A 22,683-nucleotide genomic window follows, 5' to 3' on the forward strand; every position below is an offset into this window, starting at 1 on the left:
TCAGGTTCGTCAGCACAAGCAAAGTGAGTCATTAAATGGATGGGTTTAGCCACTTGTGGGCAATTCAATAAGCGCTGATAGATGTGTTCAAACTGATTTAAACTAAAACCGATACGGTGCATTCCGGTATCAATTTTTATCCACACTGTAACGGGTTTATCAAGCTTGATCGTTTCCAGCATCTGTAATTGCGATTCATGATGAACCACGGTATCGATGTTATGCATGACCAGTAAAGGCAAGTCAGATTGACGAAAAAAACCTTCCAACAATAATAGCTTACCTTCAACCCCGCCGGCACGCAGCTGTAATGCTTCTTCAAGTCGGGCTAAACCAAAACCATCCGCACCGCCATCGTACTTACCCACACTTTTAATAAAGTTTAATATGCCGACACTTTCAGCGACATTTAATAAGCCATGGCCATAACCATTGGCTTTAACCACCGCCATAATTTTACTATTAGGCGCAATCAGACGTAGCTGTGCTAAGTTACTTTGTAATGCGTGACGACTGATTTCAGCACGGGGGAACGGTTTCAATAGACTGCCTTAATTAAACAATAAAAACATAACGCATTTTGCCGGCAAAAAATAACGCCATCACTCACCAGCCAAAGATCGTAAATAACCTAGAAGCAAAATTAAATACTATATAATCAATGATTAATCTTCTTCAAATTGCGGCCCAGCGTAATTATCAAAACGCGAAAATTGCCCCTGGAATACTAAACGTACACGACCAATTGGACCATTACGTTGTTTACCAATAATAATTTCAGCTGTGCCTTTATCTTCTGAGTTGTCGTTATACACCTCATCGCGATAAATAAACATAATTAAATCAGCATCCTGCTCGATTGCGCCTGATTCACGTAAGTCTGAGTTAACCGGACGTTTATCAGCGCGTTGCTCTAGCGAGCGGTTAAGCTGCGACAGTGCAATAACCGGGATTTCAAGCTCTTTTGCTAAGGCTTTTAATGAGCGCGAGATTTCTGAAATTTCTAAGGTACGATTATCTTTTAACGAGGGGACCTGCATTAACTGCAAGTAATCGATCATGATCATCGACAAGCCACCATGCTCGCGCGCAATACGTCTAGCACGACTACGCACTTCGGTAGGCGTTAAGCCTGAACCATCATCAATGTACATTTTGCCTTGCTCAAGCATAATACCCATGGTTGATGAAACGCGCGCCCAATCCTCATCATCTAATTGACCCGTACGTATTTTAGTTTGATCAACCCGGCCAAGCGAGGCCAGCATACGCATCATAATTTGTTCTGACGGCATTTCGAGACTAAAAATAAGCACTGGCTTATCTTCATTCATTGCGGCCTGTTCGCATAAGTTCATCGCGAAGGTGGTTTTACCCATCGATGGACGAGCAGCAACAATAATTAAATCACCTGATTGGAAGCCTGCAGTCATCTTATCTAAATCATTAAAACCGCTCGACACCCCAGTGACACCATTGTGAGGATTATTATAAAGCTGCTCGATTTTATCGACGGTTTTTTCAAGAATGCTTTTGATGTTTTCAGGGCCTTCGTTGGCATTGGCACGCATCTCAGCAATTTTAAATACTTTGGTTTCGGCTAAATCAAGTAAAGCACTCGAGTCTCGGCCTTCAGGGTTATAGCCCGCATCTGCAATTTCATGAGCGACACCAATCATGTCACGTACAACCGCACGCTCACGCACAATATCAGCGTAAGACAAAATGTTACCGGCACTGGGTGTATTTTTAGCAATTTCACCCAAATAAGCAAAGCCGCCAGCATCTTCGAGCTGATCTTCAATTTCGAGTTGTTCCGATACCGTAATTAAATCAAGCGGCTGGCCTGACTCCATCAACTTTTGCATCGCATTAAAAATCATTCGATGTGAACGAGAATAAAAATCTTCAGGCACAACCGCTTCAGAAACACGGTCCCATGCTTCAGCATCGAGCATTAAGCCCCCCAACACGGATTGCTCTGCTTCAATAGAATGGGGTGGCAACTTTAATGCATTAACTTCTGCATCTTTTTGCCTATTTCTAGCTTTAAAAGCACCTTGTTGTGACATTAACACTCCCAATTTACAACGACTTTACAAAATATGGTATAACACCGAAGCTAAGCTTAATTCGCACAGTCATTTAGAATTAAAATGACGATTCGGTCAACGGTTAATAAACTCTTAATTTAAGGAAAATACATGCGTATTGCACTTGTTGCAGCATTAGTGCTGACATCTTATTTCGCTTATGCTGATGAAGGCCAATGGCAACCTTATCAAATGCTTTCAATTGCCGACAAGTTACAGCAACGAGGCATTGATATTCCTGCGGCACAACTTGCCGACTTAGGGCAATACCCAATGAATGCTGTAGTCAGTTTGGGCTATTGTACCGCCAGTTTTGTATCGCCCCAAGGCCTAGTTGTCACAAACCATCATTGTGCTTACCGAGGTATCCAATATAACAGCAAAAAAGAGCACAATTATTTAGCCGATGGCTTCCTAGCGCACACCCAAGCAGAAGAGCCCTCGGCAGGCCCAAATGAACGACTCTACATTACCGAGGAAGTTACCAATGTAACCGACAAGGTGCTCACTAACCTAAGTCAGGAGCCTCTTGCACGTTTTGAGGGTATCCAAACCAATAGCAAAGCATTAGTAAAAGAATGTGAAGTCGACAGTAACTATCGCTGTCAGGTCGACAGTTTTCACCATGGACTTGAATATTATCTCACTAAAAGATTGATTATTCGTGACGTGCGTTTAGTTTATGCGCCACCAGAAACCGTCGGCGGATTTGGTGGTGATATCGATAATTATGAATACCCCCGCCATTCTGGCGACTTTACCTTTTTGCGTGCTTATGTGGGTAAAGACGGCAAACCTGCCATATTCGATAAAGACAACGTACCTTATCAACCAAAAAGTTATTTAACCATTAACCCTAATGGTGTAAAAGCGGGCGACGGTATTTTTGTTGCCGGTTACCCTGGCGCCACAAGCCGCTATAACTTAACCAGCGAGTTACAATTTGCCAGTGATTGGTTATACCCCACGTTTGCAGAGCGCTATCAGTTGCAAATTGACACCATAACGTTAATGGGTGAAATCGATAAAGATATTGCTTTAAAGTATGCTGGTACTATGGCATCAATGGCCAACCGAATGAAAAAGCTGAATGGTCTACTCGACGGCTTTAATGCCACTGATATTGTCGGTATTAAGCAACAACGTGAAAATGACTTTTTAGCCTGGTTGAAACAAGACCCTGATGCTAATCAAAACCTAATTATTGATCTTGAAGCATTACTGAGTGAACAACATCAGCAAATGCAAACCAATTACTTTTATAAAAATGCCCTCTCAAGCGAAATGCTAACCGCCGCAAGTAAATTGTATCGATTAGCAAAAGAAAGACAAAAACCAAATGATAAACGCGAACCCGGTTATCAACTGCGTGACATGAAGCTGTTCAAAGCCGATTTAAAACGTATTGATAGCCGTTTTGATCCCGCAGTAGACAAAACCTTATGGCTACAAGATCTTCAAGCCTACGTTAGACAACCCGTCAGAAATACGGTTTTTGATAACGCACTGAGTATTTCTGAAAACTTTGAAGAGTTAGAGTCAAAAGTTGAAGGTTTGTACGCACTCACAGAACTCACCGACCAAACCAAACGCCTGAACTGGCTCACCAAGAAAGCAATCGATTTTGAAACCAGCGAAGACCCTTTTATACGTCTAGCCGTGGCGATTCATGACACGAATATGGCATTAGAACAAAGTGAGAAATTACTCGAAGGTAAACTATCATCTGTTCGTCCTGAGTATATGAAGGCAATTATTGATTATTACAAATCCAATAATTGGCCAGTATATCCTGATGCCAACCGCACATTGCGTATCACTTACGGCATGGTCGATGGATATCAGTCTAAAGATGCCATGTATAAACAACCTTTTACTCGCTTAGAAGGCCTGTTGGCTAAACACACAGGCAAAGAGCCTTTTAATGTTCCGGCAAAATTATTGGCGGCGATTAAATCTGACGATCTCGGAAAACACCGTGTCACGTCAGTGTATCAGCAGCCAAGTAACTGCCAATTTATGTCTTGCCTAGATAAACCCGCTGATTTTAACTCGGTTCCGGTTAACTTTTTATCCAGTGCAGATACTACCGGTGGTAACTCTGGCTCCCCAGTATTTAACGGTAAAGGTGAATTAGTCGGCTTAAACTTTGACTCAACTTACGAAGCTATTACCAAAGACTGGTTTTTTAACCCTACCATTACACGTGCTGTTCACGTTGATATACGTTACATCCTGTGGATGATGGACAAAGTCGATCATGCGGATAATTTGATTAAAGAATTAAAATTAGACGAGGCGTCACTACAACAAGCCGCACAAACAGCAGCTAATAATGCAGATGTTGCCAATGATACAACGCACGTCAAGACTGTACCGACACAAAGCGCTGAAACACAACTGCCACAAGTAAACGAACCAACGCTTGAACAAATGGGCAATAGTGCTAAAGAGACAACAAATGCAGTTGCTGACCAGGTTGCATCAGCTCCGGTCCCTCAGATGATCAGTGATGGCGTTGTCGCCAATGAAGTGACCGACAATGCTACTGAAGCGAAGCTGCCTCTCACACAGTAGAATATACAACAGAGACACTGCAAGGGGTTATCGAGCCCCCTGCTGTGGTGGGGCCGAGCATTCACTAGCTTCAAGGATAATACAATCCGCACTAGAAGTGAGGTATTCGCAGCAGCCTTTTGAGGGCTTGGTGTCACTCAATCTCTGTTGTCACTATGCCCGCTCTAACAATGAGCTGACAGTGTCAGATTATGAATCATCCAAAAAAAAAACACCGCCCTGAGGCGGTGTTTTTTTAACGCTAAAGGCAATTAAGCTTCTGCAACAACAGACACTTTAACTACAGCTTTAACTTCAGTGTGTACTTGTACTTCAACTTCGAAGTCACCAGTAGTGCGTAAAGCACCTAAAGGTAAACGGACTTCAGATTTAGCAAGTTCAACGCCTGCTGCAGTAACTGCATCAGCGATGTCACGGTTGCCAACTGAACCGAATAATTTACCTTCATCACCTGCTTTAGAAGCAATAACCACTGATTCTAATGCAGCTAATTTTTCAGCACGAGCTGTCGCAGTAGCTAATTCAGCAGCTAATTTAGCTTCTAATTCAGCACGACGAGCTTCAAATACTTCAGTGTTTGCTGCGTTTGCTACAACTGCTTTACCGTATGGTAAAAGGAAGTTACGAGCATAACCAGCTTTAACAGAAACTTGATCGCCTAAGCCACCTAAGTTTGCAACTTTATCTAGCAGAATAACGTTCATTATCAAATCCTCTTTATTCGATTAGGAATTAATACTGCAATATTACTGATGTAAATCAGTATATGGCAGTAGAGAAAGATAACGAGCACGCTTGATAGCGCGAGCTAGTTGGCGTTGGTATTTAGCACTAGTACCAGTGATACGGCTAGGAACAATCTTGCCGCTTTCAGTGATGTAGTTCTTTAAAGTAACGATATCTTTGTAATCAATCTCTGCAACACCTTCAGCGGTGAAACGGCAGAACTTGCGACGACGGAAATAACGTGCCATTTTGACAGTCTCCTAAGTTTTCAATTCGACATTTTCAGCATGCAAAACTAAACGGTTTTGACCATTTCGTCCTTGTTGTAGTGAAAGAAACCCTTCTACTTCAACTTGCACACCTGCTTGTAATTTATCTGTAACGCTATTAAAGCGTGGTCCACTTAATATCACTTGAATAATGCAGTATACGTTTCGTAATAACTCTGCTTCATAACGCTGTGATTTATGCTCTACCGTAATAACCGTATGGTTTATCCCGCTAGGGCTATTTAATCGTTTAGTTCGGGTGACCGTACCAAACAAAGTTAAGTGGTTATTCACAGAGTAAATTATTCAGCGTTTTCTTCAGCGCTTTCTTCTTCATTGCTACGGTCATCAGAAGAAGTACGACGTGAATCACGCTCGTCTCTTGCTTTAGCCATAGGTGAAGCTTCAGTAACGGCAACTTTAGTGCGCATTACCATGTTACGCAGAACAGCGTCGTTGAAACGGAAAGCTGTTTCTAACTCTTCGATAGACTCTGCAGATGCTTCTACGTTCATAAGAACATAGTGAGCTTTATGTAGGTCTTGGATTGGGTAAGCCAATTGACGACGGCCCCAATCTTCTAAGCGGTGTACTGTACCGTTAGCAGCGGTGATAACACCGGTGTAACGTTCAATCATACCTGGGACTTGTTCACTTTGATCTGGGTGAACCATAAATACGATTTCGTAATGACGCATTTATTGCTCCTTACGGTTAAGTAGCCTCTTTTCTGGCTCAGTCAGACCAATGTGGAGGCAAGGAACGAATTAAAGTGACTGATTTGAGCGCGCGATAATACATAAACCCAGACCGAAACTCAAGCAATAACTCTCTTTTCAGCAAACTTGATTGCAGGTATGATGTCGGCAGTTAAAAACCCTGCGTTTACGCCATCACAGAATAAAGCCTTTTAATGATGACAATAAAAAAAACCGTTCTCACCTGCTGCCTCTTCTTATTATCAGCTTCAGCATGGGCATTGGTTCCGCCTGAGTACCAAGAACCAGACACCAGCTTTAATGCTGAAGTCGAAGCAGGCCTTCAATTAAATAGCGGCAACAACGAAACCAAAAACTTTAACGGCCGTACTTACCTGACCTATGATTCATTAAAAACAAAACAAGAGGCGACGTTAAAAGCGTATTACGCGGCAGATGGCAGCGAGTCAACCTCAGAAAAATATGAGCTATATTTACAGTCCAACTATAAATTAGACCGTGGTTATGTATTTGGTCGTGGCGAATTTACTTGGGACGAATACGGCTCATACACCCGTATTAGTACTATTTCTACCGGTTATGGTTTTGACTTAATAAAAAACTATACCACCAAACTTAGCCTTGAAGCCGGTCCGGGTTATCGTTATGACCAACCTCAAGCAAGTACCACTGAGCCAGATCCTGATGATAACCGTGATGTTATTCTGCGTACAGCAGCTAAATACACCGTTAAATTGCAGGAATATACCAGTTTTAATGCTGACGTAACCGCCGAAACAGGTTTAGAAAACAATACCTTAACGCTTGATATGAGCTATAAAAATACCTTTATTCAAGACTGGGCATTTAAAATAGGCATGAACGTCAAATACACCGAAGTGGTACCAGAAGACAGTAAAAAGACTGATACCGTCACCACGTTTAATTTATTATATACCTTTCAATAACTTAACTAGAATGAAACGAAAAGGTCATTCTTTCAGTAAAACATAATTTTACTGAACTTTAAGAGGCTCAGTTATGGACAGCCCGCTACGCAGTTTTGCATCATTATATGGTACCACCTTTTTAATGGTGCTTGCCGCAGGTCTACTCACGACCTATTTAGGCCTAAGCCTAACCAATATGGACGTACCACAAATATGGATTGGTGGGATGATGTCAGCCTATTATATTGGGCTGGTGTGTGGCTCTAAAGTTGGCCATAAACTGATTGCTCAAGTGGGCCACATACGTGCTTTTGTTGCCTGTGCGGGCATTGTTACCGCCTCGGCATTAGGCCATGCGTTAATTGATAATTTAACCGTATGGTTAATACTGCGTCTTGCTGTTGGTATGGGGATGATGTGCCAGTACATGGTGCTCGAAAGCTGGCTAAACGAACAAGCTGAAACCAATCAACGTGGCACCGTATTCGCCAGTTACATGATTGTATCTTATCTAGGGTTAATGGCCGGTCAAGGTGCAATTAGTTTATATCCTGATCTGGGCATTGAGCCGCTGCTGTTAATCGCCATTTGTTTTGCATTATGCATCGTACCCATTGCCATCACACGCCGAATTCACCCTGAGCCACTGACACCTGCACCATTAAAAATGGGTCACTTTTGGCAACGTGCGCCACAGGCGTTATCAACTATTGCCTTCGGCAGCATGATAGTAGGTTGCTTTTATGGTTTGGCCCCGTCATATGCTACCGCGAAAGGCATCGACCCTGAACATGTCGCTCTGTATATGACATGTACTATTTGTGCGGGATTACTGGCGCAATGGCCAATGGGTAAATTGTCTGACATTATTTCGCGCAGTGTACTGATTAGAATAAACTGCACCTTATTAGGCGTGTTGGTATTATTCATCGCCATCGTTCCTTTTCACTCTGTTTATTCGTTAGTACTCACAAGCTTATTTGGTATTTTAGCGTTTACCTTATACCCTCTAGCGACTGCACTGGCTAACTCTCGTGTTGAACAACATGAACGTGTTGGGTTATCCGCAACCATCTTAGTGACCTTTGGGATAGGCGCGAGTATTGGCCCTCTTATTGCGTCGAGTTTAATGCAAGCTATTGGCGATCAAATGCTTTATGGTTTTATGGCAATTTGTTCATTTACGTTACTCGCTAGACTCATCTGGGTGAATCGACGTCAAAAAGCCGAAGAGTTCTCTACTGGCGATTATGTGATGGCGGGTGGTGACTTAGTCAGCTCACCATTAGCGGCATCACTTGACCCTCGTGTCGATGTTGAGATGGTTAATGAGCAAATGATTTACCCAGCAGATGACGCATTTGACCGTCTCGATGATGACATCGAAGAAACACTTGACGACACCGAAGAACAAGCGGATTACAACGCCGCTTATGCCTATATTGGTGAAGATGCTGAAGATAACTCTCGAGATGATGATATTGACGATGAAGACGTCGATAATGAAATGAGCCGGCGCTAACAGCTAAAACAAAAACGGCGATAATCACATTATCGCCGTTTTTTATCATCTAACTATCACTAACAACTAGACTCGCTAACAACTAAACTCATTAAGCGAACTAGGCACGGTAACTCAAATACTAAGCACTTAAACGCTGCCTAACCGCTTCAAATAAACAAATACCAGTTGCCACTGACACATTTAAGCTCGACACACTGCCCGCCATCGGAATAGAGATTAGCGAATCACAGCTTTCACGTGATAAACGACGTAAACCTTTGTCTTCTGCACCCATAGCAATCGCTAATGGACCTGTTAAATCGGCTTGGTAGACATTGCCATCCGCTTCACCAGCAGTACCGACAATCCACACACCTTTATCTTGCAAATGACGCATAGTACGCGCCAGGTTAGTCACTTGAAATAGCGGAATCGTTTCCGCTGCGCCACAAGCCACTTTGCTCACAGTTGAGGTTAATCCAACTGAGTTATCTTTTGGCACAATGATAGCGTGCACACCTGCTGCGTCAGCATTACGCAGACAAGCACCTAAGTTATGTGGATCGGTCACGCCATCTAAAATAAGCAAAAATGGTACGGCAGTTTTATCGAGTAGCGCGTCTAAATCATTTTCAGTTAATGGTTTAGCGGCCTTTACGCGGGCAACAATACCTTGATGCTGCGAACTACCGGCCTTTTCATCCAACACTTTACGCGCTGCACGCTGTAAGGTTGTGCCAAACTCTGAAGCGGTATTAATTAATGGCGTTAAACGTTCATCATCGCGACCTTGCAATAACCACAGCTCAATAACACGCTCAGGGCTGTTAGCTAATAGGGCTTGAACGGCATGAATGCCAAAAATAGTATCTTGTTTTTTCATTTAATTACTTTCTCTTGCTGCGCTTGGCAGAGGTTTTCTTTACTGTCGATTTGGTTTTGCCTGCATCTTTGGTTTTTGCTGATGACTTACTACCTGCTGGCTTTTTCGCCCCTGTAGGTTTAGCACCTGAACGGCTCCTACGGGCTTTGGGCTTGTCTGATTGTTCACCTGAGGTCGAACGTGAAGCTTTTGCACCTTCAAGATTAGCGCGCTCACGGGCGGTAAGTGGCTTATTGCCCGCTCGCGGTTTTTTACCACGGCCTTTACCACTGTCACCTTCCATCAACAGATCAATTTGTCGGTCATCTAAGTTCACAGCGGCAACTTTAACAGTCACTTCATCACCGACTTGATACACTTGACGAGTATTTTCCCCCACTAAACGCTGACGCATTGGATCAAATTGATAGTAATCACTCGCTAAGCTTGAAATATGTACCAAACCATCAATAAACAGCTCGTTTAAGCGGACAAACAGACCAAAGCTGGTGACTGAGGCGATGACGGCATCAAAGGTGTCACCTACGTGATCTTGCATGTATTCACATTTAAGCCAATCGCTCACATCACGGGTCGCTTCATCTGCACGGCGTTCAGTCGTTGAACATTCTTCACCAAGTAAATCAAGTTCTTCTAATTGGTATTGATAACCACCATCCGAAGTCCACTTATCTTTAACTTCACCTTGTTCATTAGCCAATAAATACTTAATCACTCGGTGCAAAATTAAATCTGGATAGCGACGAATCGGTGAAGTAAAGTGAGAGTAAGCCTCCAAGGCCAAGCCGAAGTGACCTTCGTTGTCTGGGGTGTAAATGGCTTGACGCATTGAACGTAACAGCATGACTTGAATTAACTCAAAGTCAGGTCTATCGGCAATTTTTAACATCAGGTTTTGATAATCGGTTGGTGTCGGCTCTAAACCGCCATCCATGCTTAAACCGCGCTCAGCTAAAAACTCTTTAAAGTTAGCCAGTTTTTGTTCAGACGGTGCCTCATGGACACGATATAACACTTCACCTTTGTGCTTTTTAACAAACTTAGCTGAAGCAACGTTGGCCAAAATCATACATTCTTCAATGATTTTATGGGCTTGATTGCGGCTGCGAGGCACAATTTTCTCAATTTTGCGTTGCTCGTTAAAAATAAACTGTGTTTCAAGAGTTTCAAATGCAATAGCACCGCGTTCAGCCCTGCGCTGATCTAAAGTAAGATACAAAGATTGTAAGCACAATAAATGCGGAAACAGTGCTTCGTGTTCCGGCGCGATAGGGCCGCCTTCGAGCATATCTGCAACTTGCGTATACGTAAAACGCGCGTGTGAGTGCATCACCGCAGGATAAAACTTAGTACCAGACAGTTTACCCGCTGCCGAAATCGTCATTTCGGCAACCATACACAGGCGATCGACATGTGGATTCAGTGAACATAATCCGTTGGAGATTTTTTCCGGTAACATCGGGATCACTTGCGACGGGAAATACACCGAGTTACCACGCGAACGCGCTTCTGTGTCTAAAGCTGAATCGGTACGAACATAATGACTGACATCTGCAATTGCCACCCATAAACGCCAGCCACCACTGGGCTTAACTTGAGCATAAACTGCATCATCAAAGTCACGCGCATCTTCGCCATCGATAGTCACTAGCGGTAGGTGGCGCAAGTCTACGCGGCCTTCTTTGTCTGACTCAGGCACTTCGTCTGGAATGCGCTTAAGTTTCTTCTCAATGACAGCAGACCAAGTGTGTGGTAAATCGTAATTACGTAAAGCAATTTCGATTTCCATGCCTGGCGCCATGGTTTTACCCAATACTTCAGTCACTTTAGCTGCAGCTTTAACAAACCGACCGGGACGGCGGGTGAGTTCAACCACAACCACATCGCCAGCTCTGGCACCATTGCGATCGTTATTATCGATTAAAATCTCTTGGGTGATTCGACGGTCATCGGCAATCACAAACCCCATGCCACCATCAACATGATAACGGCCAACTAAAGCGGCGGTGCGTTCTTGCACCAAACGGACGATACGCGCTTCACGACGGCCACGGCGATCAGTTCCGGCTTTTTGAGCCAAGACTTTATCGCCATGAAAATACATCAGCATGTCACGATTGTTAATAAACAGGTCGTCACCGCCCTCGTCTGGTTTAAAAAAGCCAAAGCCATCACGATGGCCAATCACGCTACCAGATAATAAGTCCATACGCTCAGGCAGACCATAGCTTTGACCACGAGTAAAGACTAACTGGCCATCACGCTCCATAGCGCGCAAGCGACGACGCAGCGCCTCTAGAGGCTCTTCTTCTGTAATGTTTAATGCTTGGGCTATTTTGTCACGGCTGACGGGAGACTTTTGCGCGCGCAAGTATTCTAAAATGTACTCGCGGCTAGGAATAGGATTGTCGTACTTGTCTTGCTCTCTCTCAAAATGAGGATCGTTGATCATTCAATTTCCAAATAATTCGCTCCATAATGTGGAGCTTTTAACGTGTGTACAGCTGTGGCTGCTGGGCCCTGGCCACTCTACTGGCGGGCATTTTTGCAGCTAACATCTGCAATAAAGACGAGGCCTTTTTCTGCTGGGCATCGTTATCAAATATACTGTTATATAACCAATGATAACCCATTTCATAATCTGTTGGGCTACCATAACCTTCGCCAAATAAACGTACTAGCAACATTCTTGCCGCAACATTACCATTGGCGGCAGCAGGTAACACGTACTGTACTGCGCGATTAGGATTTTTAACCACTAGTTTACCGCGATAATAATAATCCGCCAATTTTACCATGGCTTCTGAGCTACCTTGCTCTGCTGATGTTTGCAATAACATCATACCGCGCGATGGATGTGCGCTAACACACACGCCATTATTTAACATCTCACCCCATAAGAATTGGTACAAGGGTTGTTTTAATACTTCTGCTCTAGCCTCGATATCTTGCACTAATTGGCAGTCATCAGCCTTAACACGTTGTAAATACTGATCTGAGTGGATCAACGAGATCAACTGTTTGTCGCTATAAATATCGACGGCTTCTGTTAAGGCGAATACATTAACAGAAATAAGGCTTAGTAGAGCTAAAGATAAACGCAACATAAGGATTCTCGATGGCACTATGATGACTTATTTATCGGCAGTATAGTGTATTTCTTGAGTTCTACAATCTGGTAAAATGCATTGCCGTTGCTAATCAAATTACGTCACGGATCAAAAAGGCCGCTTTCGCGGCCTGTTTCTTTTACTTGAACGGACTAAGCAAAATCATCGTTTGATTTCTGTCCGGACCCGTAGAGATAATATCAACTGGCGTTTCTAATAATTCTTCGAGACGCTTAATATAGTTGATAGCTGCCGCAGGTAACTGCTCAATTGAGGTCGCACCAAAGGTGTTTTCACTCCAACCTGGCATAGTTTCATAAACCGGTGTTACTAGCTCGTAGCCTTCAGCTGCTAAAGGAGTCACCTTTTCAACTGTACCATCTGGATACTGATAGCCTACACAGATTTTAACTTCTTCTAGACCATCTAATACGTCTAGTTTAGTTAAACAGAAACCGCTAACACTATTGATTTGTACTGCACGGCGCATTGCCACTGCATCTAACCAACCAGGACGACGTTTACGACCTGTTGTTGCACCAAACTCTTGGCCTTTTTCACCGATGTAATCACCGATTTCATTAGCCAGCTCAGTTGGGAAAGGACCCGCGCCAACACGAGTGGTGTATGCTTTCATGATACCAAGCACGTAATCTAAATGGCGAGGACCAAAACCTGAACCTGTCGCAACACCGCCAGCGGTAGTGTTTGATGAGGTAACAAATGGATAAGTACCGTGGTCGATATCCAATAATGTCCCTTGAGCACCTTCAAATAGAATTGGCTCACCCGCTTTGCGTGCTGTATCCAGCATTTCGGTTACGTCAACACACATGCTCTTTAAGTAGTCAGCAATTGCTAACGCATCGTCAAGAGTCTGTTGATAATCAACGGCTTCAGCTTGATAGTACTCAGTCAGCATGAAGTTATGGTATTTCATGACTTCTTGTAACTTAGTGGCAAACAGTTCTGCATTAAACAAATCGCCAATGCGCAAACCGCGACGCGACACTTTGTCTTCATATGCAGGACCAATACCGCGTCCAGTAGTACCAATGGCTTTATTACCGCGCGCTTTTTCGCGAGCAACATCAAGTGCACAATGGAATGGAAGAATAAGCGGACATGCTTCAGAGATCAGTAAACGCTCTTCGACAGGAATACCGCGGCCTTTAAGCATGTTGATTTCTTTCATCAACGCGTCAGGCGCTACGACAACACCATTACCGATGATACATTTTACATTGTCACGTAAAATGCCAGACGGAATTAAATGAAGAACGGTTTTTTCACCATCAATTACCAAAGTATGACCAGCATTATGGCCGCCTTGGTAACGAACTACGTATTTTGCCTGTTCTGTTAAAAGGTCGACAATCTTACCTTTGCCTTCGTCACCCCATTGAGTGCCGAGTACGACTACATTTTTGCCCATTATTAGCTGCAACGTCTTGTGGTATAAAATAGAATTTTAACAGATTTTAGTATGTTATAGCCAAGTATTTTATTGAAAAATGATCAATAAAACGACGCCAGCAGTCACCAGACTACCACCTAAGCGTCTGAGAACATTTTGCTTTTGCGTTGAAAGCTCTAATAAATATTTTTGCCATTGAGTCGGAAAAATAAGCGGACCAAGGCCCTCAAGAACCAAAACCAAGCCTAACGCCGTCATTAATAACTGTAAACTCATGTATAAAACCTCAACGTTCACTTGTAAAAATTCAATCTAGTGTTTTTGATTATGCGCGAAATAGCACAATGATTTATACCACCCCGTATTAGAATGTGCTCTTTTAGCGAAAATGATCAGTGCGGTATTCGAGGCTGCCTTCTGAGGACATTGTGTATTCGGCAACTATGCCTACAATTCTATTACTTGCCTAGGACCTGTGTCACACCCCCTATTTGGGCTCAAATGACTTGGATGTAAATGATTACACCTACGGTCATTTTCATTGCACTCGGTCTAGTGGCGCAGTCTAAAAGAGATCACATGCCAATAAGGATTGGTTTTACCTTTCTTTCGGGTAATAAAAAACCCAGCATAAGCTGGGTTTTTTGAATCCAATAAACGAATTAACGCTTAGAGAACTGTGGCTTACGACGTGCTTTACGTAAACCAACTTTCTTACGTTCAACTTTACGAGCATCACGGGTAACAAAACCAGCGCTACGTAGAGTAGGACGTAAAGCTTCATCTAGTTGCATAAGTGCACGGGTAATACCGTGACGGATTGCACCAGCTTGGCCAGTGATACCACCGCCCTTAACAGTTACATAGATGTCTAACTTTTCAGTCATTTCAACTAATTCTAATGGTTGACGAACAACCATACGAGCAGTTTCACGACCAAAATAAACATCCAAAGGACGTTGGTTTACAACGATGTTGCCACTACCTGCTTTAGCGAAAACGCGAGCTGTAGATGTTTTGCGACGGCCAGTGCCGTAGTACTGAGTTGCAGACATTTGCTTACTCCCGTTTAGATATCAAGAACTTGTGGTTGTTGTGCAGCGTGGTTATGTTCAGTGCCAGCGTAAACTTTAAGCTTACGGAACATAGCACGGCCCAAAGGACCTTTTGGTAACATACCCTTAACTGCTTTCTCGATAATCATTTCTGGCTTTTGAGCCTGTAGCTTTTCGAAGCTGATTTGCTTGATGCCACCAGGGAAACCTGAATGCGAGTAGTAAATTTTACCAGCTGCTTTGTTACCAGTTACAGTCACTTTTTCAGCATTGATAACGATGATGTAATCACCAGTGTCAACGTGAGGAGTGTATTCTGGCTTATGCTTGCCGCGTAAGCGAGTTGCGATTTCAGTTGCAATACGACCTAAAGTTTTGCCTTCAGCGTCAACAACGAACCAGTCACGAGTAACCGTCTCTGGTGTAGCAGTATATGTAGTCTTCATTATACAAAAACCCAATGTTTAAAATTCTGTCTCACATGCTGAATGCAAATGCAATCAACACAAAATTACCGATTCTTGCCCCTTCGAGCACGAATATTGGCTTACAACTTCCGCCCAATTGGCGGAGTAACGTGGGCAGGGTGCGGATTATACGCAAAGCAGATGCAAAAATCACCTGCTATTTTGCTAAAAAGATAAAAAATTCGATTCATTAGCTTTGCGTGCCATCTTCTAACTCAACCATCAAAGATAAGGTCATTTCCCGGCTATTTTCATGCTAAGCACGATGCCATTTATCGCTTAAGGTAAGTGCTCTAGAGCGAGGTAGTCACGTGATTGCATTTCAATTAAGCGAGAACGACAACGTCTAAACTCAAAACTTAATTGACCATCAGTATAAATATGTTCTAACTCTATTTGCGCCGACACGATTAATTTAACATTACGTTCGTAAAACTCATCCACCATTGCCAAAAAGCGTCTGGCGATATCATCACCTGTTTGCTGAGCGCCCATTTGCTCAATGCCACTTAACAATACTGTGTGATAAAGGCAGGCGATTTCCATGTAATCTCGCTGCGAACGAGGACCATCACACATGTCTCTAAAACTAATCAACAATACCCCTTGAGATTGTTGGCGGATATTAATCGCTCGACCGTCAATTTCAATCGCTTCTGTTTGCACTTCAGATTCAGGCGCAAGTTGCGCAAAGTAGTGGAGTAAATTGATATCCGCTTGTTCATCTAATGGATAATGGTAGATTTCAGCTTGTTCAAGCGTTCGCAGGCGATAATCAATACCAGAGTCAACATTAAGGACTTCACAATGTTGATTAATTAATGCAATTGCCGGTAAAAAACGGACACGCTGCAAGCCATTTTTATACAACTCGTCAGGGATAATATTCGATGTTGCGACCAGTGCGACCCCTTGCTTAAACAGCTCTTGGAATAATGTGCCCAATAACATGGCGTCGGTAATATCTGATACAAAAAACTCATCAAAACAGATAACTTGATATTGATTGGCCATTTTCTTCGCAATGGTAATCAATGGATCTTGTACGCCTTTTAAACCGTCGAGTTCATGATGTACTTGATGCATAAAACGATGAAAGTGCGCTCGTAATTTACGATCACCTGGCAATGCATCATAAAATGTATCCATTAAATAAGTTTTGCCACGCCCTACTCCGCCCCATAAATATAATCCTGTTACAGGTGCAGGCTTGGCTTTTACCCCTACGGCAGCAAATAACTTCGATAAACCAGAACTGGGTTTGTTTGCTGCAATGATTTCATCATAAACACGTTGCAATGACTTAACCGCTTGCTCTTGTGCGGCATCATGTGAAAAATCTTCTCGGGTAAGGTCTTGCTGATAATGCTGCCAAGGGGTCAACTGCGTCACAATTACGACTCTCTTACATCAATAAATTAATGTGGATAATAACATTAAAAATTCAATACGAGTAACTGCTTAACGGGATCAAATTAAGGTTTGTTAATCAAAATGGAACTAACAAATCCACCGTCACTCTCAATAGTTAACTCAGATTAACCTATATTTATGGCCACTTTTATCGCGACAACATGCTGTGTTGTCTACGCTAATTTATTAACGATATTTAACTTTGAATTCTTGTAATCAAGCCACATATTTTATTTACAAGCTTGAATGCAATCAGGAGCTACCTAACCTATGAAAACCAAATTAAGCCTACTTTCTGCAGCACTATTAACCGCCTCTTTGTCGTTATACCCTGCAGTATCGCAAGCCGCCATTCCGCAAGCCGTTGAAGGCCAAGCCGTACCAAGTTTAGCCCCAATGTTAGAGCGTACGACCCCTGCGGTAGTTTCGGTAGCCGTATCAGGTACTCAAGTATCAAAACAACGAGTGCCAGATGTATTCCGTTATTTCTTTGGCCCTAATGCGCCACAAGAGCAAGTACAGGAGCGCCCTTTTAGAGGCTTAGGCTCTGGAGTCATTATTGACGCTGACAAAGGTTATATTGTGACCAACAATCATGTCATCAATGGTGCTGATGATATTCAAATTGGCTTGCATGATGGCCGTGAAATCAAAGCCAAATTAATTGGTGCAGATAAAGAGTCAGATATTGCTTTGTTGCAAATAGACGCTAAAAACTTAACCGAAATTAACCAAACCGATTCAGACAATATTCGCGTAGGCGACTTTGCCGTGGCGATTGGTAATCCATTTGGCTTAGGGCAAACCGTGACGTCAGGTATCGTTAGTGCACTTGGTCGCAGTGGTTTAGGCATCGAAATGCTCGAAAACTTTATTCAAACCGACGCTGCTATTAATAGTGGTAACTCGGGTGGAGCCTTAGTGAACTTAAACGGTGAGCTGATTGGTATCAACACCGCAATTGTTGCCCCTAATGGTGGTAACGTAGGTATTGGCTTTGCCATTCCAGCTAACATGGTCCACAACTTAGTCGATCAAATTATTGAACACGGTGAAGTACGCCGCGGTGTATTAGGGGTTTCAGGCCGTGATTTAGATAATGAGTTGGCAAAAGCCTTTGGTTTAGATACACAACATGGTGGTTTTGTTAATGAAGTCATGCCGAAAAGTGCTGCTGATAAAGCAGGATTAAAAGCAGGTGATATCATTGTCAGCCTTAATGGTCGTAGCATTAAGAGCTTCCAAGAATTACGCGCTAAAGTAGCCACTATGGGCGCAGGCGCCAAAGTCGAGTTTGGTATTATTCGCGACGGTGACAAGAAAACCATTAAAGCGACTTTAGGTGAAGCAGACAAAGTGGAAGCAGAAGCTGGTAATGTACATCCAATGTTGCAAGGTGCAACATTAGAAGACAATAAAAAAGGCATTGAAATCACCGAGATTGCCCAGGGCTCGCCCGCCGCCATGAGTGGCTTGCAAAAAGGAGATTTAATTGTTGGGCTAAACCGCACTAAAATTTCCAGCCTAAAAGCGTTAAAAGAAGCATTGGAAGATCAGCAAAGTTCAGTGGCGTTAAAGATATTAAGAGACAACAATTTACTGTATTTAGTTTTACGCTAAGTCAGTTAACAGTAGATTATTCGTTTCGAATAATAACCCGTCATTATCACGCTGTTAAATGAGTGTGAACTGACTTGAAGATTTAAGCATCGGTGTTAGCTTGGCCGATGCTTAATTTTTTGAGCTATGTTAAGATAAAGTTCATATTTTTCAACAAATGTCAGGCCATGAATTTAAAAGACACGTGCATCTATATCGTAAAAGCTGTGGTATTTGGCCTGATCATGGCAGCTATTTTTTTAGTTATCACATCGATTCTGCCTAATCATTCCCTTAATACAGGTTTATCTTCTGTGCACAGTGGTGGGGCTGAGTTGTCTTTTGCCAAAGCGGTTCGCCGTGCGGCACCAGCGGTGGCGAATATTTACAGCTTGAGCATCGACCAGCGTAACCCGCTAAACGCAAGCTCGCTCCAGGGTTTAGGCTCTGGTGTCATTATGAGCAAAGATGGATACGTACTCACCAATTACCATGTAATAAAAAAAGCCGATGAAATTGTCATTGCACTGCAAGATGGACGTAAATTTACATCTGAAGTGGTTGGCTCCGATCCTGTGACAGATTTAGCCGTGCTCAAAATTGAAGGCGATAACTTACCCATAGTACCGTTTAACCTTAATAACCCAGCACAAGTAGGTGATGTTGTTTTAGCCATTGGTAATCCATACAACATCGGCCAAACCATCACCCAAGGTATTATCAGTGCAACAGGACGTAATGGATTAAGCTCTGGTTATTTGGACTTTTTACAAACCGATGCCGCCATTAATGCAGGTAACTCAGGTGGTGCATTAATTGACACCAATGGTGAATTAATCGGCATTAACACAGCCGCATTCCAGGTGGGCGGCGATAATGGTGGCAACGGCATTAGCTTTGCTATTCCAATAAAATTGGCTCATAGCATTATGGATAAATTAATAACACATGGCCGCGTGATCCGTGGTGCTCTAGGCATCTCTGGTGAACCCATTAACCAGGTCGTTGCACAAATCCTCAACTTACCCGATATGAAAGGGGTATTAGTCACAGGTGTTGATCCAGATGGCCCCGCCGCTCGCGCTGGTTTAGCTCCGCGGGATGTGATAACCCAATATAATGGTGAAGACGTTCCCGGCGTCGAAATGCTATTAGATCGAATTGCAGAAACGCCACCCGGTACCAGAATGGACATGGTCATCATTCGTGAAGGTAAAACCCAAACCTTTCCGGTTATCATCGCAGAGAAAATCAATGAGCCTGAATAAATCCGCATGACTAGATCGATAAAATCAACACATAAAAAAAGCCATTCAACTCATCATTGAATGGCTTTTTAGTACCGTCATGAACGCTATTTAACGCGTACCACTTCTGCCCCTAAACCTTGAAACTTAGCTTCAATGTGTTCATAGCCACGGTCTAAATGATAAATACGATCAACGGTCGTGATGCCGTCTGCCATTAAGCCCGCAATCACTAAGCTTGCTGATGCACGTAAATCTGTTGCCATCACTTGAGCACCATTTAAACGCTCAATACCGTGAATAATACACGTATTACCTTCGAGTTCGATGTCTGCGCCCATGCGGCTCATTTCTGGCACATGCATAAAGCGATTTTCAAAGATGGTTTCAGTGACTCGGCCAGTACCTTCTGCAAGCGCGTTTAATACACAAAACTGGGCTTGCATATCGGTAGGAAATGCCGGATATGGTGCAGTTTTGATGTTAACGGCCTTAGGTCGTTGCCCTTGCATATCAAGGTCAATCCAGTCTTCCCCCGTTGTGATTGTCGCGCCAGCATCTTCAAGCTTGAGTAATACAGCTTCAAGCGCACTAGGGTCGGCAGACAAACAACGAATTTTGCCACGCGTGACTGCTGCTGCAACAAGGAACGAACCTGTTTCAATACGGTCTGGCATAACACGGTATTCGCAACCCGACAAACGCTCAACACCTTCAATGGTTAATGTTGCGGTACCAATACCTGAAATTTTAGCGCCCATTGCGACTAAGCAATTCGCTAAATCGGTAACTTCAGGTTCACGTGCGGCATTTTCGATAACCGTGGTACCGTCAGCAAGTGATGCAGCCATTAATAGGTTTTCTGTGGCGCCAACACTGACCATATCCATAAAGATATGTGCACCTTGAAGACGACCATCAACACGCGCTTTAATGTAGCCCTCTTTCACTTCGATTTTTGCGCCCATAAGCTCTAAACCGTGCAAGTGTAAATTAACAGGGCGAGCACCAATCGCACAACCACCCGGTAAAGACACATCAGCAGTACCATAGCGCGCCAGCAATGGACCCAGGATCAAAATTGACGCACGCATGGTTTTGACTAGGTCATAGGGCGCACAATATTCATTTAAATGAGTCGTTGAAATACGAACCCGGCTTCCCTCTAACTGCTCAACCTCGGCGCCTAAACAACGAAGCAACTCGCAACTGGTGTTAACGTCACGTAAGTTAGGCACGTTTGAGACGATAAAATCTGTTTCGGCTAATACGCCTGCCATTAAAATAGGCAGTGCCGCATTTTTAGCACCCGAGATCACGACTTCACCAGCAAGCGGTTTGCTGGCTTTAATTGTTAATTTATCCACAGTGAATCTCAGTACTTACATATTAAAAAGTTTTTCACGCTTCCACTGGGTAGGCGTAAATGTTTTGATGGTTAGCGCGTGTAATTCACCACTGGCAATTTGCTCTGAAAGCGGAGCATAAATAGCTTGTTGTTGCTTTACTCGGCTCATGCCATCAAAGCACTCTCCAACTGCAACCACTTTATAATGGCTGCCATCTGAAGTCACATGGGCTTCTGTTAATGACAGAGCATCTGTCAACATTTGTTCAATAACCTTGCAATCCATGAAATCTATTACCTTTACTTGTCAATCTGATGCTTATAAAACAGGTATTTATAAACCCGTATTTATAAAACGAAAACGGTTACAACTATGTCTGACTAAAGAAAGCGTCTAAGTCGTATAGCTCAATCATTTTTTTGAGCTGCTCGCTAGGGTTAACCAGCTGTCGCGATGCGCTGTCTTTTTTACTGCCAGAATGAGTTAATCGAACCAATGCCAATAATAACGCTACACCAGCACTGTCTACATATTCTAGGGCGGACAAGTCTATCACTTGGGTTGTATCAGTAAACAACTGTTGGCGTTTAGGCCATAATTGTTTTACTTCAACCTGAGTTAAGCGTCCGCTAACGAAGCACTGCTGCTCTTGTTGATTAAAGTTAATCACGCTGCAGCAGCTTCTTTGGTTGGTTGACGATCGATTTTTTGCTTGGTTTTGTCGTTCAACATTGAAATCACGGCTTCAATACCTTGTTGACGGATCAAGTTAGAAATCTCAGACTGTTTCGAAGCTAATAAGCTCACGCCTTCAGCAACCAGATCGAATGCTTTCCAAGTATTGTCTTTTAAACGACGAGCTTTAAATTGAATTTTGATTGGTGGCCGGCCTTTTTCAATAATTTGCACGTTAATTTCAACAATTTTTTCATCACTAAAATCACTAGCAGGATCAAACTCAACAGACTGATCTGTGTATTCTGTTAACGCTTGAGCATATGTTGCCACTAAGTAGCCTTCAAATGCTTCTACAAAACGATCACGTTGATCGGGTGTAGTGTCACGTAAATACTGCCCCATCACTTTGTATGCTGCATATTTATAATCAACGTATGGCATTAATTCTTCGTTTACTATCACTTTTAAATGACTTAAATCGTTATCGATTAACGCTCTATCTTGCTTAAAACGATCAAATGTCTTGTTTGCGACTTGTTTGATCATTTCATATGGGTCATTAAGGTTAATCTCGTCATTAGCCGCCATCACGCCAGAGCTAAGTGCCGCACTAGCAATCAAACATACAGCTATTACACGATTAAAAAG

23 protein-coding genes are annotated in these 22,683 nt (G+C 43.1%); 5 read left to right on the plus strand and 18 right to left on the minus strand.

Features of this window, described 5'->3' with window-relative positions:
• Positions 1-542 (minus strand): alanine racemase (locus PQR79_RS12680; RefSeq protein ID WP_274408530.1); only part of this gene is annotated, 542 nt, incomplete at its 3' end.
• A 123-nt stretch (positions 543-665) separates the two neighbouring features.
• Positions 666-2,072 carry a replicative DNA helicase gene (gene dnaB / locus PQR79_RS12685; RefSeq protein WP_238106540.1) on the minus strand — a complete coding sequence of 469 codons (1,407 nt, stop codon included), beginning with the start codon at positions 2,070-2,072 and terminating at the stop codon, positions 666-668.
• Between the two features lie 132 nt (positions 2,073-2,204).
• Here dnaB and PQR79_RS12690 point away from each other — a divergent pair, with 132 nt between their 5' ends.
• Positions 2,205-4,670, plus strand: a complete 2,466-nt coding sequence (locus PQR79_RS12690) for a S46 family peptidase (RefSeq protein WP_238106539.1) — start codon at positions 2,205-2,207, stop codon at positions 4,668-4,670.
• Positions 4,671-4,921: 251 nt separating this feature from the next.
• Here the strand turns inward: PQR79_RS12690 and rplI are convergent, their stop codons facing one another.
• From rplI to rpsF, 4 genes are read right to left on the minus strand one after another with little or no spacing between them, the layout of a single operon-like run.
• Positions 4,922-5,374, minus strand: a complete 453-nt coding sequence (gene rplI / locus PQR79_RS12695; RefSeq protein WP_238106538.1) for a 50S ribosomal protein L9 — start codon at positions 5,372-5,374, stop codon at positions 4,922-4,924.
• Positions 5,375-5,416: 42 nt separating this feature from the next.
• Entirely contained in the window at positions 5,417-5,644 is a 228-nt protein-coding gene (gene rpsR / locus PQR79_RS12700) for a 30S ribosomal protein S18 (protein WP_006083042.1), read from the minus strand.
• 12 nt (positions 5,645-5,656) lie between these two features.
• A complete protein-coding gene (priB, locus tag PQR79_RS12705) occupies positions 5,657-5,959 on the minus strand; it encodes a primosomal replication protein N (protein WP_160052670.1) in 303 nt (100 codons plus the stop codon).
• An 8-nt stretch (positions 5,960-5,967) separates the two neighbouring features.
• Positions 5,968-6,363: a 30S ribosomal protein S6 gene (rpsF, locus tag PQR79_RS12710; protein ID WP_238106537.1), complete on the minus strand. Its 396-nt coding sequence runs from the start codon at positions 6,361-6,363 to the stop codon at positions 5,968-5,970.
• 215 nt (positions 6,364-6,578) lie between these two features.
• Here rpsF and PQR79_RS12715 point away from each other — a divergent pair, with 215 nt between their 5' ends.
• Positions 6,579-7,331 carry a DUF481 domain-containing protein gene (locus tag PQR79_RS12715; RefSeq protein ID WP_238106536.1) on the plus strand — a complete coding sequence of 251 codons (753 nt, stop codon included), beginning with the start codon at positions 6,579-6,581 and terminating at the stop codon, positions 7,329-7,331.
• Between the two features lie 73 nt (positions 7,332-7,404).
• A complete protein-coding gene (locus PQR79_RS12720) occupies positions 7,405-8,835 on the plus strand; it encodes an MFS transporter (RefSeq protein ID WP_238106535.1) in 1,431 nt (476 codons plus the stop codon).
• 121 nt (positions 8,836-8,956) lie between these two features.
• Here PQR79_RS12720 and rlmB read toward each other — a convergent pair whose 3' ends face one another.
• The 8 genes from rlmB to zapE form a co-directional block, all read right to left on the minus strand.
• Entirely contained in the window at positions 8,957-9,700 is a 744-nt protein-coding gene (gene rlmB / locus PQR79_RS12725; RefSeq protein WP_238106534.1) for a 23S rRNA (guanosine(2251)-2'-O)-methyltransferase RlmB, read from the minus strand.
• 4 nt (positions 9,701-9,704) lie between these two features.
• Entirely contained in the window at positions 9,705-12,152 is a 2,448-nt protein-coding gene (gene rnr, locus PQR79_RS12730) for a ribonuclease R (RefSeq protein WP_238106533.1), read from the minus strand.
• Between the two features lie 37 nt (positions 12,153-12,189).
• The gene (locus PQR79_RS12735; protein ID WP_238106532.1) at positions 12,190-12,807 is read right to left on the minus strand and encodes a tetratricopeptide repeat protein; all 618 of its coding nucleotides are present in this window, start codon (positions 12,805-12,807) and stop codon (positions 12,190-12,192) included.
• A gap of 142 nt (positions 12,808-12,949) precedes the next feature.
• A complete protein-coding gene (locus tag PQR79_RS12740) occupies positions 12,950-14,245 on the minus strand; it encodes an adenylosuccinate synthase (protein ID WP_238106531.1) in 1,296 nt (431 codons plus the stop codon).
• 69 nt (positions 14,246-14,314) lie between these two features.
• The gene (locus PQR79_RS12745; RefSeq protein WP_238106530.1) at positions 14,315-14,503 is read right to left on the minus strand and encodes a DUF2065 family protein; all 189 of its coding nucleotides are present in this window, start codon (positions 14,501-14,503) and stop codon (positions 14,315-14,317) included.
• A 386-nt stretch (positions 14,504-14,889) separates the two neighbouring features.
• On the minus strand, positions 14,890-15,282 hold the full coding sequence (gene rpsI, locus PQR79_RS12750) for a 30S ribosomal protein S9 (protein WP_238106529.1): 393 nt from the start codon (positions 15,280-15,282) through the stop codon (positions 14,890-14,892).
• Between the two features lie 14 nt (positions 15,283-15,296).
• Positions 15,297-15,728: a 50S ribosomal protein L13 gene (gene rplM / locus PQR79_RS12755; protein WP_188922409.1), complete on the minus strand. Its 432-nt coding sequence runs from the start codon at positions 15,726-15,728 to the stop codon at positions 15,297-15,299.
• A 300-nt stretch (positions 15,729-16,028) separates the two neighbouring features.
• Positions 16,029-17,141, minus strand: coding sequence for a cell division protein ZapE (zapE, locus tag PQR79_RS12760; RefSeq protein WP_238106528.1), 1,113 nt, complete (start codon positions 17,139-17,141; stop codon positions 16,029-16,031).
• A gap of 291 nt (positions 17,142-17,432) precedes the next feature.
• Here zapE and degQ point away from each other — a divergent pair, with 291 nt between their 5' ends.
• Positions 17,433-18,782, plus strand: coding sequence for a Do family serine endopeptidase DegQ (gene degQ / locus PQR79_RS12765; protein ID WP_238106527.1), 1,350 nt, complete (start codon positions 17,433-17,435; stop codon positions 18,780-18,782).
• Positions 18,783-18,949: 167 nt separating this feature from the next.
• A complete protein-coding gene (degS, locus tag PQR79_RS12770; RefSeq protein WP_238107186.1) occupies positions 18,950-20,029 on the plus strand; it encodes an outer membrane-stress sensor serine endopeptidase DegS in 1,080 nt (359 codons plus the stop codon).
• An 86-nt stretch (positions 20,030-20,115) separates the two neighbouring features.
• On the opposite strand, the gene murA is transcribed toward degS, so the two are convergent.
• The 4 genes from murA to PQR79_RS12790 form a co-directional block, all read right to left on the minus strand.
• A complete protein-coding gene (murA, locus tag PQR79_RS12775) occupies positions 20,116-21,375 on the minus strand; it encodes a UDP-N-acetylglucosamine 1-carboxyvinyltransferase (protein WP_238106526.1) in 1,260 nt (419 codons plus the stop codon).
• 15 nt (positions 21,376-21,390) lie between these two features.
• Positions 21,391-21,642, minus strand: coding sequence for a BolA family protein (locus PQR79_RS12780; RefSeq protein WP_188922399.1), 252 nt, complete (start codon positions 21,640-21,642; stop codon positions 21,391-21,393).
• A gap of 85 nt (positions 21,643-21,727) precedes the next feature.
• Positions 21,728-22,027 carry an STAS domain-containing protein gene (locus PQR79_RS12785; RefSeq protein ID WP_188922397.1) on the minus strand — a complete coding sequence of 100 codons (300 nt, stop codon included), beginning with the start codon at positions 22,025-22,027 and terminating at the stop codon, positions 21,728-21,730.
• The gene (locus PQR79_RS12790; protein WP_238107185.1) at positions 22,024-22,623 is read right to left on the minus strand and encodes an MlaC/ttg2D family ABC transporter substrate-binding protein; all 600 of its coding nucleotides are present in this window, start codon (positions 22,621-22,623) and stop codon (positions 22,024-22,026) included. The genes PQR79_RS12785 and PQR79_RS12790 overlap by 4 nt, the downstream gene beginning before the upstream one ends.
• Positions 22,624-22,683 lie beyond the last annotated feature (60 nt).

The organism is Shewanella metallivivens, from assembly GCF_028750675.1.
Classification (GTDB): Bacteria; Pseudomonadota; Gammaproteobacteria; order Enterobacterales; family Shewanellaceae; genus Shewanella; species Shewanella metallivivens.

Coding starts and splice junctions, on each gene's coding strand:
- rpsF (WP_238106537.1), bottom strand. CDS start 6,363: ATGCGTCATTACGAAATCGTATTTATGGTTCACCCAGATCAAAGTGAA.
- rpsR (WP_006083042.1), bottom strand. CDS start 5,644: ATGGCACGTTATTTCCGTCGTCGCAAGTTCTGCCGTTTCACCGCTGAA.
- degS (WP_238107186.1), top strand. CDS start 18,950: ATGAATTTAAAAGACACGTGCATCTATATCGTAAAAGCTGTGGTATTT.
- rpsI (WP_238106529.1), bottom strand. CDS start 15,282: ATGTCTGCAACTCAGTACTACGGCACTGGCCGTCGCAAAACATCTACA.
- rnr (WP_238106533.1), bottom strand. CDS start 12,152: ATGATCAACGATCCTCATTTTGAGAGAGAGCAAGACAAGTACGACAAT.
- PQR79_RS12720 (WP_238106535.1), top strand. CDS start 7,405: ATGGACAGCCCGCTACGCAGTTTTGCATCATTATATGGTACCACCTTT.
- PQR79_RS12780 (WP_188922399.1), bottom strand. CDS start 21,642: ATGGATTGCAAGGTTATTGAACAAATGTTGACAGATGCTCTGTCATTA.
- dnaB (WP_238106540.1), bottom strand. CDS start 2,072: ATGTCACAACAAGGTGCTTTTAAAGCTAGAAATAGGCAAAAAGATGCA.
- degQ (WP_238106527.1), top strand. CDS start 17,433: ATGAAAACCAAATTAAGCCTACTTTCTGCAGCACTATTAACCGCCTCT.
- rplI (WP_238106538.1), bottom strand. CDS start 5,374: ATGAACGTTATTCTGCTAGATAAAGTTGCAAACTTAGGTGGCTTAGGC.
- PQR79_RS12740 (WP_238106531.1), bottom strand. CDS start 14,245: ATGGGCAAAAATGTAGTCGTACTCGGCACTCAATGGGGTGACGAAGGC.
- PQR79_RS12735 (WP_238106532.1), bottom strand. CDS start 12,807: ATGTTGCGTTTATCTTTAGCTCTACTAAGCCTTATTTCTGTTAATGTA.
- PQR79_RS12790 (WP_238107185.1), bottom strand. CDS start 22,623: ATGGCGGCTAATGACGAGATTAACCTTAATGACCCATATGAAATGATC.
- rlmB (WP_238106534.1), bottom strand. CDS start 9,700: ATGAAAAAACAAGATACTATTTTTGGCATTCATGCCGTTCAAGCCCTA.
- rplM (WP_188922409.1), bottom strand. CDS start 15,728: ATGAAGACTACATATACTGCTACACCAGAGACGGTTACTCGTGACTGG.
- PQR79_RS12715 (WP_238106536.1), top strand. CDS start 6,579: ATGATGACAATAAAAAAAACCGTTCTCACCTGCTGCCTCTTCTTATTA.
- PQR79_RS12690 (WP_238106539.1), top strand. CDS start 2,205: ATGCGTATTGCACTTGTTGCAGCATTAGTGCTGACATCTTATTTCGCT.
- PQR79_RS12745 (WP_238106530.1), bottom strand. CDS start 14,503: ATGAGTTTACAGTTATTAATGACGGCGTTAGGCTTGGTTTTGGTTCTT.